Annotated in this window: 13 protein-coding genes; 11 read left to right on the top strand and 2 right to left on the bottom strand. The window is 41.4% G+C overall.

What is annotated here, in order from left to right; genetic code table 11:
• The first annotated feature begins 10 nt into the window (after positions 1-10).
• The gene (locus HXT48_RS07060; RefSeq protein WP_004110082.1) at positions 11-826 is read left to right on the top strand and encodes a fumarylacetoacetate hydrolase family protein; all 816 of its coding nucleotides are present in this window, start codon (positions 11-13) and stop codon (positions 824-826) included.
• Positions 827-899: 73 nt separating this feature from the next.
• On the opposite strand, the gene HXT48_RS07055 is transcribed toward HXT48_RS07060, so the two are convergent.
• Entirely contained in the window at positions 900-2,240 is a 1,341-nt protein-coding gene (locus HXT48_RS07055; RefSeq protein WP_219705454.1) for a hypothetical protein, read from the bottom strand.
• A complete protein-coding gene (locus HXT48_RS07050) occupies positions 2,176-2,883 on the bottom strand; it encodes a cell wall hydrolase (RefSeq protein ID WP_076002558.1) in 708 nt (235 codons plus the stop codon). Before HXT48_RS07050 ends, HXT48_RS07055 begins: the two co-directional genes overlap by 65 nt.
• A gap of 391 nt (positions 2,884-3,274) precedes the next feature.
• Here HXT48_RS07050 and clpB point away from each other — a divergent pair, with 391 nt between their 5' ends.
• The 10 genes from clpB (at position 3,275) to HXT48_RS07000 (ending at position 14,676) form a co-directional block, all read left to right on the top strand.
• Positions 3,275-5,869: an ATP-dependent chaperone ClpB gene (gene clpB, locus HXT48_RS07045; RefSeq protein WP_102155543.1), complete on the top strand. Its 2,595-nt coding sequence runs from the start codon at positions 3,275-3,277 to the stop codon at positions 5,867-5,869.
• 281 nt (positions 5,870-6,150) lie between these two features.
• A complete protein-coding gene (locus HXT48_RS07040; protein WP_004136515.1) occupies positions 6,151-6,312 on the top strand; it encodes a hypothetical protein in 162 nt (53 codons plus the stop codon).
• A gap of 26 nt (positions 6,313-6,338) precedes the next feature.
• Positions 6,339-7,106, top strand: a complete 768-nt coding sequence (locus HXT48_RS07035; RefSeq protein WP_421782907.1) for an ABC transporter ATP-binding protein — start codon at positions 6,339-6,341, stop codon at positions 7,104-7,106.
• A 533-nt stretch (positions 7,107-7,639) separates the two neighbouring features.
• The gene (locus HXT48_RS07030) at positions 7,640-8,734 is read left to right on the top strand and encodes a hypothetical protein (RefSeq protein ID WP_102155790.1); all 1,095 of its coding nucleotides are present in this window, start codon (positions 7,640-7,642) and stop codon (positions 8,732-8,734) included.
• Positions 8,724-9,455: a hypothetical protein gene (locus HXT48_RS07025; RefSeq protein ID WP_102155539.1), complete on the top strand. Its 732-nt coding sequence runs from the start codon at positions 8,724-8,726 to the stop codon at positions 9,453-9,455. The genes HXT48_RS07030 and HXT48_RS07025 overlap by 11 nt, the downstream gene beginning before the upstream one ends.
• Positions 9,456-9,509: 54 nt before the next feature.
• The gene (gene rmuC / locus HXT48_RS07020) at positions 9,510-10,850 is read left to right on the top strand and encodes a DNA recombination protein RmuC (RefSeq protein WP_410311965.1); all 1,341 of its coding nucleotides are present in this window, start codon (positions 9,510-9,512) and stop codon (positions 10,848-10,850) included.
• A 56-nt stretch (positions 10,851-10,906) separates the two neighbouring features.
• A complete protein-coding gene (locus tag HXT48_RS07015; RefSeq protein WP_421782910.1) occupies positions 10,907-11,674 on the top strand; it encodes a hypothetical protein in 768 nt (255 codons plus the stop codon).
• A gap of 57 nt (positions 11,675-11,731) precedes the next feature.
• A complete protein-coding gene (locus tag HXT48_RS07010) occupies positions 11,732-12,538 on the top strand; it encodes a TrmH family RNA methyltransferase (RefSeq protein ID WP_288231412.1) in 807 nt (268 codons plus the stop codon).
• A 159-nt stretch (positions 12,539-12,697) separates the two neighbouring features.
• A complete protein-coding gene (locus tag HXT48_RS07005; protein ID WP_288231411.1) occupies positions 12,698-13,690 on the top strand; it encodes an ATP-binding cassette domain-containing protein in 993 nt (330 codons plus the stop codon).
• Positions 13,687-14,676 (top strand): ABC transporter permease subunit, encoded by a 990-nt coding sequence (locus HXT48_RS07000; protein ID WP_076002565.1) that lies wholly within the window; start codon positions 13,687-13,689, stop codon positions 14,674-14,676. The genes HXT48_RS07005 and HXT48_RS07000 overlap by 4 nt, the downstream gene beginning before the upstream one ends.
• Positions 14,677-14,955 lie beyond the last annotated feature (279 nt).

The raw sequence follows: 14,955 nt of genomic DNA, 5'->3' as shown, positions 1-14,955 counted from the left end.
ATCTTGAACTATGAGAATTGCACGTTTTTCATATAATGAAGTTCCGCAATACGCTTTCGTTCAAAAAGACAAAGCCGACGGTAAAGATTATTTAGTAGCGCTTGAAGGTCATCCTTTAAGCTCGCAAGGAGTTAAACCAACTGGTAAACGTTACGCGTTGGATGCGGATGGCGTGCGCTTGCTTGTACCTGTAATTCCTTCGAAAGTTTACGGCTTGGCAAAAAATTACGATACACGTTCCGACGATGAGCGCGCTACTTCTTCTGCGGCTTCTTCACATACTGCTGCAGATATGGTGATTTTTACAAAGCCGAGCACTTCTGTAATAGGACCTGACGATCCGATTGTTATTCCTACTTGCTCAAACGACATGAATTTTGAGCCAGAAGTGGCAGTTGTTATGGGCAAAATCGCCAAAAATGTGACGGCAGATACTGCAATGAATTACGTTTTTGGCTTTACATGCGTAAACGACGTAACTTTACGAGATTGCGCAGGAAGCGACCCAATGTGGACGCGCGCAAAAGGTTTCGACACTTCTTGCCCGCTTGGACCTTGGATTACAACCGAGCTAAATTGGCGCGATGCACATATTTCATTTACGCTTAATGGTGAAAATGTGCCAGAAGCGAGTGGCACCACAGCTCGACTTATTCACAGTATTCCTGAGCAAATTGCTGCGATTTCAAGCTTCTCAACGCTTCTTCCGGGAGATGTGATTTTGACAGGAACTCCATACCCGGCTGGGACTTTACGCGCGGGTGACGAAGCTATCGTGCACGTAGATGGCATTGGCTCTTTGCGAAACGTTGTTGTAAGTGAATAAGAGTTAAAGGAAAGGGTGTCTTATTTGTAAGACACCCCTAAGTTTTTCCATAAACTGTAATTTAGCAAATCGTCTACATTTGTGGATTAATTGCAAAATCGCTGAAATGACATCCATCTACTTTCCCAGCAAGAAGATTACTTGTTGTGTTATCAAAATGCACGGTTTGTTGTAGTTTAAAATTCTTTTTGTTAAGAAAATACAATGTAGATTGTGGTGTCTTTTCTCCATTTGCGTTATCTAAAATTGCTATAGCATTTTTAGTGGTTTGCATCCAATATCTTTTTGGATTGAACTTGCTTGAAGTATTTACTGGGATGGTAAATGTAATTTGCGTTTTCCCAGTAATTGTATTAATTTTATACAGCGCGCCTGTGCCTTGGTCGAGTGCTAAGAGCTCGCGATCATTGAGCATTGTCCTATTCCCATATGAAATATTTTCAAAATCGTGTTTTTCCCCATAGTTATAGGCTATGCGCTTATTTTGCAAGGTTAGCGGTATAAAATCGAATTTTCCTGATTGCGTATTCCACCGATTAATACCGTACGTGGTGAAAGTGAATTCAGGATCGTCTTTTTTATATTCCGTTGTGTCTCCAATCGAAATGATGGTGTTGCGAATGCAAGGAGCTGTATCGTTTCCTATCGTAGAAAAACTATGTACCGTCGTTTCAGAATTTTTGAGTATATGTTTTATGGGTATTGAATCTTGGAGTTTTTTTATTACGAATCCATTTGTTCCATTAAAACTATTAGTTCCATTGTCGCTGGGGCTAATGGTGTACGTGCCACTCTCGCAAGCGCTCGATACATCATATATACGTGATTGCATAATATCTGTATTTCGCGGTTTGCCAAGGGTAATACTATTGAATTCGAGTTGATTTTTCCTAGTGCGAGTAAAACCGTGGTCAAGAACACTAATAACTTCGTGCTGATTATTTTCAAAAATTCCAGCTTGTGCAGCAGGTAATTTTTTGTGATGTTTAATTGCAATACGCATGTTACTTTTTTGGGCAAGGAAATAGTCAAATTTAGCGTCTACGAAATACAAACCATCAGTGTTCCATAATATGTTAGGAGATTCAATGGCAGAAGTAGTAATAGTTTGAGAAGTTCCATCGTTGTTGAGTAATACGATGAATCCATCTCGCTTCTTCTCTTTGCCGGCAGTCATGTCACTTATTGCCGCAGCGCCAACGGCATGTGAAAGATTTGCTTGTTTATAACTAATTTGTGTAGGCATCTGCTGCCAAAACAGTAGAAACAATATAGCTGATGCGATGACGGCGGCAGAAAAGCATAGTAAAACAATAATTATCTTCTTGCTTAATTGTTTCATCTTGTCATCAAAGCTTTCTGTATGTTGTGGCTTTTGTTGTTTTTTCAAGATCCCAAGGCCAGACGAGTTCATCGTCGCCATCGTCAATGTCTATTCCAGCGCCATATTTATAAGAAGCCCAGACTAATTGCGCGCAATGTAGTCCTCCCCAGTCGTTTTTATTCGGTTGCCAGAAAGCATCATTATATCCACGACCGATATAAGTTCGAGCTCGATCTGCAGCTTTTGCTCTATTGGCATTAGATGTATTAACAGAACGTATTATTGCTCCTGGAGCTACAAGAGTCTTGAAAGCTAGTTTTTCTCTAGCTACTTCTCCTGGTCCTACTGCCTCAACAATTTTATTTTTTTGCGAGTAAATGCCTGTGTGACCATGTAGTCCTGCAGGAGTGAAATAAAAATCACCACGATGTTGAGCGTTTGGTAGCGCTATAGTTGCTTGGCTGGAAGATTTATCTTGTTGGTATTTATTGATATTTGGATTTTGCAATAATTCCATTTCTGCATCGAGCACTTTTTCTTTGCTCCAATGATGATATTGAGCTATTTCTTGCACGCTTTTATCTAGCTTTTCTTTATTTACGTAATAAGGTAACGCATTTGCAAAATCTGATAATTTATCATCATATGATTCTTTGGCAAAAGCGGAAGATGTAGGCCATAGTACGCATAAAACAGCTACAATTGTAATTGTTTTGAAAAGTTTCTTATTCATAATAGCCTCATTGTTATTGTGGATAATTTTACCTGTAATATGTCGCCGACGACATATTTATATTGTATGTTATTTGCAGAAGTCAGTCTATAAAATATTCGTAAAACATTGCAATTTCACCTTAAATATGCAACAGGTGATTGATTTTAGGAAATAGCCCTTAATCTTGATTTCAAAACTTGAGTCTAGTACACTCAAGTTTTAGGAATAAAGTTATAGGAAAATCTGTTATACGTATCAGATACATGAAAGTGAAAGCTCGTTAGAACTCGAAAGTATTGTCAAAAAGCTTGAAATTGCAACGAGAGTTGCAATAAAGGTTGCAATAAAAGTTGCAGCGATTTGACTTAACTGAAATGTGTTTTAGAGCTTTCGTGGAAATGAGGTAGATATGGAACAAAAGTTTACAACCTTAGCGCAAGACGCATTAAGCGACGCTGTGCAAAGTGCAGCGGCTGCTGGCAATGCGCAAGTTGACACTTTGCATTTGGCGGATGCTTTACTTCGCCAAGAGCAGGGCGTCGTTCGCGCGCTTATTGCTCAGGCGGGGGCTGACGCGCAACAAATCGGTGCTGAAATTCGTAACGCATTAGTGGCATTGCCTTCATCTACTGGTTCAACTACAACTAAGCCAGATGCAAGTCGTCAGCTTTTGGCTGCGCTAAGCCAGGCAGAAAAAGAAATGCGCGCAATGGGAGACGAATACGTTTCTACGGAGCACATGCTTATTGGCATGGTTGCAAGCGCGCCGAATGCTGTTGCGGATATTTTCAGAAAGCACAACGTTTCCGCAGACGTGTTGCGTAAGGCTGTGCCAACTGTGCGCGGTGGCGCAAAAGTGACAAGTCCGGATGCTGAAGGCAACTACAAAGCACTCGAAAAGTATTCTGTTGATATGACTGCGCGCGCTCGCGAAGGAAAGCTCGACCCAGTAATTGGACGAGACCAGGAGATTCGCCGCGTGATTCAGATTCTTTCTCGCCGCACGAAGAATAATCCTGTGCTAATTGGCGAGCCGGGCGTTGGTAAAACAGCAGTTGTGGAAGGCTTGGCTCAGCGAATTGTTGCAGGAGATGTGCCTACGACTTTGCAGAACAAGCGTCTTATCAGTCTCGATTTGGCTTCGATGGTTGCAGGTTCGAAGTATCGCGGCGAGTTTGAGGAACGCTTAAAGGCAGTGTTGAAGGAAATCCAGCAATCGGACGGTCAAATTATTACGTTTATTGACGAAATTCACACTGTTGTTGGAGCAGGATCTGCAGAAGGTTCAATGGATGCTGGCAATATGCTTAAGCCAATGCTTGCGCGCGGTGAGCTGCGTTTGGTTGGCGCAACTACGCTTAACGAGTATCGTGAGCATATTGAAAAGGATTCTGCGCTTGAACGCAGATTCCAGCAAGTGTTCGTTGGCGAGCCGTCTGTTGAAGATACTGTGACGATTTTGCGCGGACTTAAGCAACGTTACGAAGCACACCACAAGGTGACGATTAGTGACGATGCAATCGTAGCTGCAGCAACGCTTTCAAACCGATATATTACTGGCAGACAACTTCCAGATAAGGCGATTGATTTGGTGGATGAAGCGGCAGCTCACTTGCGCATGGAGCTTGATTCTCAGCCAGAAGAGATCGACGAATTGCAGCGCAAAGTTACGCGTCTTGAAATGGAAGAAATGCAATTAAAGAAGGCGGAAGATGCTGCTGCGCGCGAACGCTTAGAAAAGTTGCAAGAAGAATTAGCAAACTCGCGCGAAAAGCTTACTGGATTGAAAGCGCGTTGGGATGCGGAAAAAGCTGGCCATAACAAGGTTGGTGATTTGCGAGCGCAACTTGACGCTAAGCGCGTAGAAGCCGACAAATTCACACGTGAAGGCAACTTGGAACAAGCAAGCCGTATTTTGTATGGCGAAATTCCAAGCATTCAAAAAGCTTTGGAAGAAGCGGAATCACAGGCTGCTAACGCTAAGAGTGAAGCGAAAGAGCCAATGGTTCCGGATCAGGTTGATGCTGATTCTATTGCAGGAGTCGTTAGCGAATGGACGGGCATTCCTGTTGGTCGCTTGATGCAAGGCGAAAATGAGAAGCTGCTCAACATGGAAAAGGAGCTTTCTAAGCGTGTGGTTGGTCAAAGTGAAGCAATTCAGGCTATAGCGGATGCTGTGCGCAGAAGCCGCGCTGGAATTGCAGACCCTAATCGCCCAACTGGTTCCTTCTTGTTCTTGGGTCCTACTGGCGTTGGTAAGACGGAGCTTGCAAAGGCTCTTGCTGACTTTTTGTTTGACGACGAGCGCGCAATGGTTCGCATTGATATGAGCGAGTACATGGAAAAGGCTTCCGTATCGCGGCTTATCGGTGCTGCTCCTGGTTACATTGGCTACGAGGAAGGCGGCCAGCTTACTGAAGCTGTGCGTAGACGTCCGTATTCTGTAGTGCTTTTTGACGAAGTCGAGAAGGCACATCCAGAAGTATTCGACGTTTTGTTGCAGGTTTTGGACGATGGTCGTTTGACTGACGGACAAGGTAGAACGGTTGATTTTACGAATACGATTTTGATTATGACATCAAACTTGGGTTCGCAATTCCTTGTACAAGAAGGCTTGGACGATGCTGCTAAACGCAAGGCTGTTATGAACGCTGTTCACGCTGAGTTTAAGCCAGAGTTCATTAACCGTTTGGATGAGCTTGTTATGTTCCATCCGTTGAGCCGCGAAGAGCTTGGTGGAATTGTGGATATTCAAGTTCGTCAAGTGGCTGCACGCTTGAGCGACCGCCGTATTAGCTTGGATGTGAGTGATTCTGCTCGCGCTTGGCTTGCGGAGCATGGCTATGATCCAGTTTATGGTGCTCGTCCGTTGCGTAGATTGGTTCAAACGGAAATTGGCGATCAACTTGCGCGATTGTTGCTTTCTGGAAAGGTGCATGATGGTGCACGCGTAGTTGCGGATTGTGAGAATACTAGCGACCATGTGACCCTAAAGATTGCGTAGTGCCTGCATTCTTCAATGTAGTCAAATAAAACAAAGCGTGCTGTTTGTTGGATTATTCCCCAGTAGACAGCACGCTATTTTTTTATCTAAATAAAAAATATTTGTAGAATGAACTTGAAATAAAAAGGTGGAATTCCCCCTTAATTTTTCGAGTTATTGCTGATAATTGGCATTATCGAATATGCGTATCTTTTAAAATTTTAATTGGTTTTTGTAAAAATCTATTTTTTTTATATTGAATTATTATAAAATGCGTGTATGTATTCAAGGCTGAATACGTTATGAAGCAGATTGAAAATGGAGATACGAATATGTTCGCAAAGGAAGGATTTGCAATAGTTGCGCGTTCTACTATTGCTTATGCTATGCCAATGTCAGCTTATGCTCAGATGAGTGGTTCTGTAGTTGGAATAGACAGAGAAAATATACGAAGTTGTAGGTAAGTAGTCTAGTTATTAAGTGGTGAGATATGCAAGAATCATATACGTGCTCAGATGTGCAACTTGTTAATGTGAATTTTTCGTATGGGAAAAAACAAATTTTGCATAATCTTTCTATAGATTTATCTTTTGGCATATGTGGTCTTTTGGGGCCAAATGGTGCTGGGAAAACTACTCTGCTTAACGTTATAGCGACGATTTATGCTCCCTCTAGTGGGAAACTTTTTGTTCATGGCTTTGACGTAACTGATCGTGCGGAAAGGGCTAAAGCTCGGTCAAATATTGGTTATTTGCCACAATCATTTGAACTTATGAATGCATCGAGTGTGTTAAAAAATGTTCAATATGCCGCATGGGCGCGAGGTTTATCGTGGAACGCTGCGTATCAGGCTGCTTGGAATGCTCTCAAACAGGTTGGCTTGGAAAAACAAGCACATCGCATAGTTGCTAAAATATCAGGAGGTCAGCGTCAGCGTGCTGGTATTGCTTGTGTGATTGCTAGTCAGCCTGCAGTACTAATACTTGATGAGCCTACTGTTGGTTTAGATCCTGAGCAGCGTATTGATATTCGTAATTTTCTTAAGTCTTATTCGCAAAAGCATACTATTATTGTCAGTACACATTTAGTAGAAGATTTAGCAGTAATTGCGGATCGGGTTATAGTTCTTAATGAAGGAATTATATTGCTTGATGGGAAAATGGATAATCTTCTTCAATATGCTAATCGTGAAGATCTTATGGTAACTCCATGGGAATCAGGGTATAGGCATTTGCTATCTAAATTTCATAAAAATTAGTAGTAGCAGTAACTAGATATGTATAGTTTCTTATTTCGTTAATGTGGTAGCAAGTAGGGATGTGATTAAATATGCGTCAATATTCTAACTTTTTAACTGAATTCAGATTTTTTACGAAAAGTCATAAGAAGTGCACAATTATTTCACGTATTATGTACCCATTATCTCTAATAAGCAGTTGTATTTTTAGCTTATTTTTGATTGCATATCCTATTTTTTTGGGTGTGGCAAATTTTTTAGCGCATAATAATAATTATGCGCTTTGGTTAAGAATTGATGTCACGTGGATGCATTGTTTGTCTGATATTGTTGCTTGCATTTTTGGCGCATGGTGTTCATGTAAAGCTTGCTCGCCTAGATGTTTGGTTAATTCTGCGTGGTGTGCAGGAAAATCAGCCAGTCGTTACGCTATTCCTATACTAAAAGGCGCTATACTGTGCAGTTTGTTATATTGCGTAAGTATATTGCCAACAGTAATTCAGAGTGATGTAAATATTACAAATTTTCCGTATTTTCCACTATTATGTGGAGGCGTGACGCCAAGTGCATTTTTTGCAATTGGTTTTGCTTTAGGAGTAATTATTGGCAATCGTTGGGCAATTGTATTCTCAGCTTTATTATCTTTTGCAATAATTTGGTGCTGTATTTATGGTGTCATTATAATGCATAATGGCACCATACCTCAGGGAGATATTTTTCCTAGATATTGGGGTAGTAGTTTATATGCAATACTTCCAGTGTCGGATGCTGGTATTGGTGCTGAGCCTGGTTTGCGTATGAACCCATGGTTGGTGACTTTGCGCATATTCTTTGTGTGTGTTGTTATCGTTTCATGCATTCTTTGTTGCGCGCATATTAGATATTTTTGGCAAAAGGGATCTTATTGGTGCATAAAAGCAATAAGTATTTCTTTAATTATGCCAATAGTATGTGCTTGTTGTATAGCTATGTGGGGTCCAAAACCTTGGATTCGCTCTGGACCTTTTGTGCCTCAGTGTACGACGTTTAAAGATACTGCTTTTTCTGTTTGTGTACATCCTGAAGAAGCTTATATTCGTAAACTTCGTGCTGTTAAACATCTGAAAACTGTTGCTTCTTGGTTTCCTAAGAATCAGAGAGATTCGCAAGGCAAAGGAATTGTGCTTGTGCTTGGAAATGCGTTTACTCCAACAAATACTGAAAAATCTTGGAATCTTACTAATAGTGGTTTAATAAAGTTACGTAATCTTAAAGCTACTGTTATTCAACAACAAACAGATACATTTGTTAGGCGTTCTGAGAAATATGGTGATATGACTGGTATCGCTCAAGAAGTGTTACAAAAATTTGTGCCTGCAAAATGTGCATCAAGTGCTATGAAAGAAGTATATGTAAAAAAGAATCTTGATTCAAACGCTTCTGTTACAGCATTTTTGCTTGCTCAGCTTCCTTCTCGTATAAGTAATGATGTGTATGGGTCATATGGATTTATTCCAGGTGAAGCAAACGATAAAGTGGCTATGAGTATTAATAATGCTGATGATGCTAAGCTGAAGCAATTTGTAAAAAATCATGTTAAAGAACTTAATCAATGCCGCATAACTCCACAACAAGTCTTATCGGAACTTGGTGATAAGCATGAAAAATAATTTTCGCGCTTGGCTTGAAGGTAGGCATTATATTTTTGCAATTATTGCAATTTTATTGTCCGTAGTCCTTCCTTCTTTAATGCTTATTATATTCAGATCATTTGTAACGCAGTTGCCAGTTTATGTTGGTAATATTTGTTTGCCGGATTCTGCTAATGTGCATAATGCGGTAGAAGGTATAACGTTTCAATGTCAATCTGGTAGTAGTGTTGTTAATTTTGTTGTTCCTCTGTATGAAGTTATTGTAGTTGGGTTTATTGCCGCGGCATTCGTTTGTCTTGCTCCGATTATGGTATCGTGGGAACGTTTCGTGATGAAAAGGTTGCGAATATATGCATTGAGTGCTGCTTTATTGTGTTTGTTTGTTTCATTTGGCGCTTCAGTGTTAATTGTTCGTATAATTGACTTGCAGTTATTTAGTACATTGCAGATGATTTTAGGTAATGCGTGGATTGATATTGTGCTCATAATGATTGGATTAGCCTGTTTTGGAAGGTTTTACGGTCTTGCATTTGGTGTCTTTTTAGTGGTGATGAATATTGCTACACAAGGTTTGCAAAGTAAAATTGGATTGATTTTGCGATGGTATCCTTCTGGAACTTTGCCTGTAATCCCTGGACAATCCATATTGTTATATGTCGTTGTTGTGCTTACTGTAATTGCAGTTTGCCTATGGAGTGGCACATGTGGACGTGGATTGCTTTATTTTGAACGTGCTTAAAAGACGTGTTTAATTATATTTCAAAAGTCAACTCAATAGTGTTTAATAGAACGTATGTTCGATAATATTGTGATGTTTGTTTTAATGGTGGTTGCTGTTGTAATAACCGCCATTGTTGTGCTGGCTATTGTTAAGCACAACTCTGGAACGCAAGGCGCTAATGGCGTAAACCAGCGCGAATTTAACGAATTGCGCTCGCAGTATGAACAAGCGCGCGCTCAAGCTCAAGAAAATGGCAATCAGGCTATACGCTATCGCACGCAAGCAGAGCAGCTTGCTGAGCGATTAAAGTTTGTTGAAGCAGAACTTGCTAAAGCGCAGCAGGCAGAGCAATTGCGAGTGAATCGCGAAGAACAATTGCGCGCAGAGCGAGAAGAACGCGAACGGTTAAATCGTGAAAAAACTTTGAAAGAGCAAGGTAAAGTTTTGGAAGCGCTTGCTCCAGTAAAAGACAATCTCGAAGCATTGAAGAATAAAGTTTCGCAGATTGAAGAAGGGCGTAAGCAAGAAATGGGCGTGCTAAGCACTCAGCTTAAAGGGTTAAGTGAGCAGCAAACAAGGCTTGACCGCGAAACAAGTTCGCTTTCTGCAGCATTGCGAAATAATAAGGTTCGCGGAGCTTGGGGTGAGGCTCAACTAAAGAATATTGTTGAATCTGCAGGCTTGCTTGAGCATGTTGATTTTGATACGCAGGTTGTTGTAACTGGAGTAAATGGCGAACAGCAGAGGCCAGATATGGTTGTGCATCTGCCAGGAGGCAAAACAATTCCAGTTGATGCAAAAGTTCCGTATGCGGATTATCAGCGCGCTTGCGAAATACCAGATAATGCAAGTGACGAAGAATTAGCTAGAAGAAGCGAGCTTCTAAAAGCGCACGCTAAGGCTTTGCGAGAGCACGTTAGAGCATTAGGAGCTAAAGCATATTGGCAGGCTTTTGAAACAGCACCAGACTTTGTAGTTGCATTTATTCCAAACGAAGCATTGCTTCAGGCAGCTCTTGAGGCAGATCCAACGCTTATGGATGATGCTTTTGCGCAAAAAGTAGCACTCACTTCCCCAGTTACTTTGTGGGCCGTGCTTAAGTCTGTTGCGTACGCATGGCAGCAGCAAAGTCTTACAGATGATGCGAAAGAACTTTTCGATTTATCTCGAGAATTGTATGATCGCTTTGCAGTTCTTGGAGAAAATGCTTCAAAACTTGGCGTATCTTTGGCAAGAACAGTTGCAGCTTACAATAAGTTTGCTTCTTCGCTTGAGTCGCGAGTGTTGGTAACAGCGCGTAAACTTCAGAAGTTAGATCAAAGTAAAGTTATTGCTTCAATAGATCTTATTGACTCTGACAAAGCTGATGTTAAAGAGTTGAGCGCTCCGGAAGTATCAGTAGAAGATCGTTAAGCAAAAAACATCAAAGCGTCAAAAATTGAACAACTCTAAACGCTAAGGAGTGCAAAATGACAGAATTACAAAAGGAACGAGCTGAACTTAAGCGCATGCTTTATGCGGATATGCGTGCGAAACCATTTAGTGAACTGTTTTCTGTTACATTTGCTCAGCGCGGCTCCAAGTTGGTTGGTGATGTTCTTTTTGATGCAATTGAGAAAGCTGGGTATTCGTTAGAACGCGATGTTGACGCTATTGGTGCGTTAACTGCTGCTGCAGTGCCGATGGTTTTTGCACTTATTCATGCTGCAGAACGTAAAGGAATTACACTCGACGGCTTTGTTATGGATTTTGTTTTCCCTGCAACAAAAGGTTCGTTTGTTAAAGGCAAGCGAGTATTGTTGCTTGATTCTTGGCTTTCTGAAAAATCGTATGTTCAAACTTCTTCACTAGTAACTTTGCGACACGGCAATGAATTAAGTCTCGATTTTGGCATAGTACAGAAGCAAGGCGCGCAAATTCTTGCTATAGTTGCATTAATTGGTGGCGTTGATGCTGACTTACAAGGCAAGAGATACCTCCAAGTAATAAATCCAATAAATGAGGAGAGTACTAAAATGGCATTTGTACAAGCTTTTGACGAAGGAGAATTGCGTGCAAATGAATCGCACAAAGACTGCTGTGAAGACAACTGCTGTGGCGGTGATTGCAAAGTTGAATGCACCGGTGATTGCAAGCATGATGGTTGCACTGAGTCTTGCTGCGAGGATAACTGCTGTGGCGGTCATTGCAAGTCAGGTTGCACAGGAGATTGCGCAACAGACGGCTGCCAAGACTAGTTGCAAATACTAGCTGCCAATACTAAGCAAAAGTATTAAACGGAGCAAAACTCACACATGCACGAACCGAATCCAATTACTTTGGCTGCAAAAGCTTCCGATGAGCCAGAATTTCGACCTATAGGAGTTGGCCCGTGGGAAGAAGAGCATCCAGGTGAGCCTCGTCCAGATAATCCAGAATCGCCAAATTATGATGCGCGGTTTAGCACTGAATTACTAGACGAAGGTGACCAGCGTAACGTTCTAGACCGCTACCGATACTGGAAAGTAGAAGCCATAAAAGCGGATCTCGATTCTAAAGGTCGTCATGAGTTTGAAGTAGCTGTAGAAAATTGGACTCACGATTTTAATATAGGCTCTATGGTTCGCACTGCAAACGCGTTTACAGCGAAAAAAGTGTATATTGTAGGGCCTCATAAATGGAATCGTAAAGGCTCGTTAATGACTGAGCTTTACCAATACGTTGAGTGCTGCCCAACTATTGAAACTCTAGTAACTAATTGGCGCGAAAATATAGCACGAGAAGCAGAAGAAGCGCATCAACTTTTGCTTAAAGCGCAGGCAGAAGGCAATAAAGAAGCCGAAAAAATCGCAAATATCAAGGAACAAGATGCTAAAAACGCTCGCGTTATAGCGCTCGATATTATTCCAGGTGCTGTTGCTATGGAAACCTACAAGTTCCCTAAACGTTGCCTTATGCTTTTTGGTGCAGAAGGTCCGGGTCTTTCTAAAAAAGCGTTACAAATGGCGGATGACGTTGTTTATATTTCGCAATTCGGCTCTGTTCGCTCACTAAACGCGGGAGCAGCTGCAGCTGTTTCCATGCACGCGTGGATTGCGCAACATGCAGTGCCAAATTGCTGAATCTTAATAAAATATTAATTAGAATTTCGGTAGCAGAATTTCGGTAGCAGAATTTTGTCAGCAGAATCTCATCAGCAGTATTAGTTAAAACGCAGTAGCTTGTACTCATAAACGCTTACATTTAATGTGTATTTTTTTTATTTGTGATATTATTAATTTATGTTAGAATTTCAACATATTACAAAGCGTTTCGGCGCAAAAACAGTGCTTAACGACGTTTCTTTCGTCGCCGAAGACGGTAAAGTCACGGGCTTTTTAGGTCCTAATGGCGCTGGTAAATCTACCACCATGCGTTGCGCGTTAAATCTTATTCATGCCAATAGTGGCACTTCTCTTATTGACGGAAAACCTTACGCAAAAATCACATCCCCAATGACGGAAGTGGGAGCAGTTCTTGATGCAAAGTCTGCCCACAGAGGTCGAACGGCTTACAATCACCTGTATTCACTGGCTTTAACTCACGGAATATCAAAGAAACGTGTCGATGAAGTCATTGATATTACTGGTTTGACTAGTGTAAAAAATCGCAAGGCAGGTTCCTTCTCGCTTGGTATGGGTCAGCGTCTTTCCATTGCTGCAGCTCTTTTAGCAGATCCGCACAATCTCATACTTGACGAACCGGTTAACGGCTTGGATCCAGAAGGCGTTAAGTGGGTTCGAGAATTATGCAAGTATTACGCAAGTCAAGGTCGTGCAATACTACTTAGTTCTCACTTAATGAGCGAAGTCGCGCTTACTGCAGATAATCTTGTGATTATTGCGCATGGCGAAATTTTGGAGCGCACAACAGTACAAGATTTTGTTAATGCACATTCTCAGCATGCTATACGTTTAGTGACTCCTGAAGGCGAAAAACTAAAGTCGGTGCTCGCTCAAAATCGTCCGGAATGCAAGATTTTGCCTGATAAGCGCACGTCTCAAGACGCTCAAGAAGGCGAACTTTTTAAGGTAACAGGTTGCGAGCTTAATCAACTTGCTCGCGAAATTGCAGATAATCAAATTATGGTTTACCAGCTAAATCAAGAGCACGCATCGCTTGAGGAAGCATATTTGGCTCTTACGCACGGTCAAGAGCAGTACGTAACAAAAGCATTGCCAAATGCTACTGCTGCGACTGGAACGCAATATGCAGATGGAGGAAGCGCAAAATGAGTGAGCAAATTAATCAATCTGTTAATCAATCTGTTGATCAAGCAACAAGCAACTCTTACAAAACCGGCAGAAGCATGAACGCTCAGCACCTACGTCTTACATTTATGCACTCTCTTAAATCTGAGATGGTTAAGTTGCGTGGGCTTGCATCCACTTGGTGGTGCATGGCATTGGCCATTGTTTTGCCTGTAGTTTTCAGCTTTATTATCGCGATTGTGCAAAAAGCAATATCTAAAGTTGACTTTACTAAACAGGGTGCGTCTGCTAGCAAATCAAGCGGTGCAGTCACCATGGGGCCGAGCGATAAAAGCAGCCTTATTTCTTCTCAAGAAGGTATTTTCAACTTAGTTATTAGTTTTGCCTCTATATCTTTGATTGTTATTGCGATTTTTGCAGTGCTTGCTATAACAGCTGAGCATTCCACAACTTCAATTCAAGCTTCGCTTACTTCTGTACCTCGAAGGGGTATGTTCTTTACCGCTAAGTTTGTTGCAATCGCAATCTACGTTTTTGTGGTACAACTTATTGCAATGGCAGTTTCATTAGTTGCTGCAGAATTAGCATTTATGGGTGAGAATATCTCAGGCTTGTCTGGAAGTAGAACATGGCAATTACCTCTTATGCTGTTCCTTGGATCTCCTGTAATTATGGTTGTTGTGGCAGCAATGGCGTACGGCTTCGGCATGATTTGCAAGTCAACTGCTGGCGGAATTATGTGCGTTATTGGAGCTGTGATGATTTTGCCTACTGTTCTTAGCATTATTGTGATTTCAAGTGGTTTTGCAAAATGGACTTTAGTGCTTACTCAGCTTTTGCCAGCCACAGCTGTAAGTCAGTTCTTGGGTGATTCTTCTAGCTCTAACGGAAAATTCGCATCAAATGTAAATGTTGCTTTCGAATGGTGGCAGTCCGGTTTGGTAGTTCTCGCTTGGGCTGTAGTCATGTACGCAATTGGCTACGTTATTGAAAAGCATCGCGATATTTAAACATAGTAAGTATAAATAAAATAAGCCCTGTTCAATTGCAATCATTACTGAGCAAGTGAGCGGGGCTTATTTGTTGCAACTATTTGCCGATACTAATTTCTAATTCTTCTTCTTGCTAGAAATAGAGCACCCAGCTGCAAATAACGCGATAGCCCAAGCAGCCATAGTAATAATAGATGGCACTAATTCTGGCACTAAGCTCATTGTGTATTTTCTTGAGAATCCTAATCATCTTGTTTCTTTTTAGCAAATTGAGGATGAGCCAATATATGAAGTATC

This window comes from Gardnerella sp. KA00127 (assembly GCF_049244125.1).
GTDB lineage: Bacteria > Actinomycetota > Actinomycetes > Actinomycetales > Bifidobacteriaceae > Bifidobacterium > Bifidobacterium swidsinskii.
Note: the sequence above shows the minus strand (reverse complement) of the source record. Positions and strands in the feature narration are given on the sequence as shown.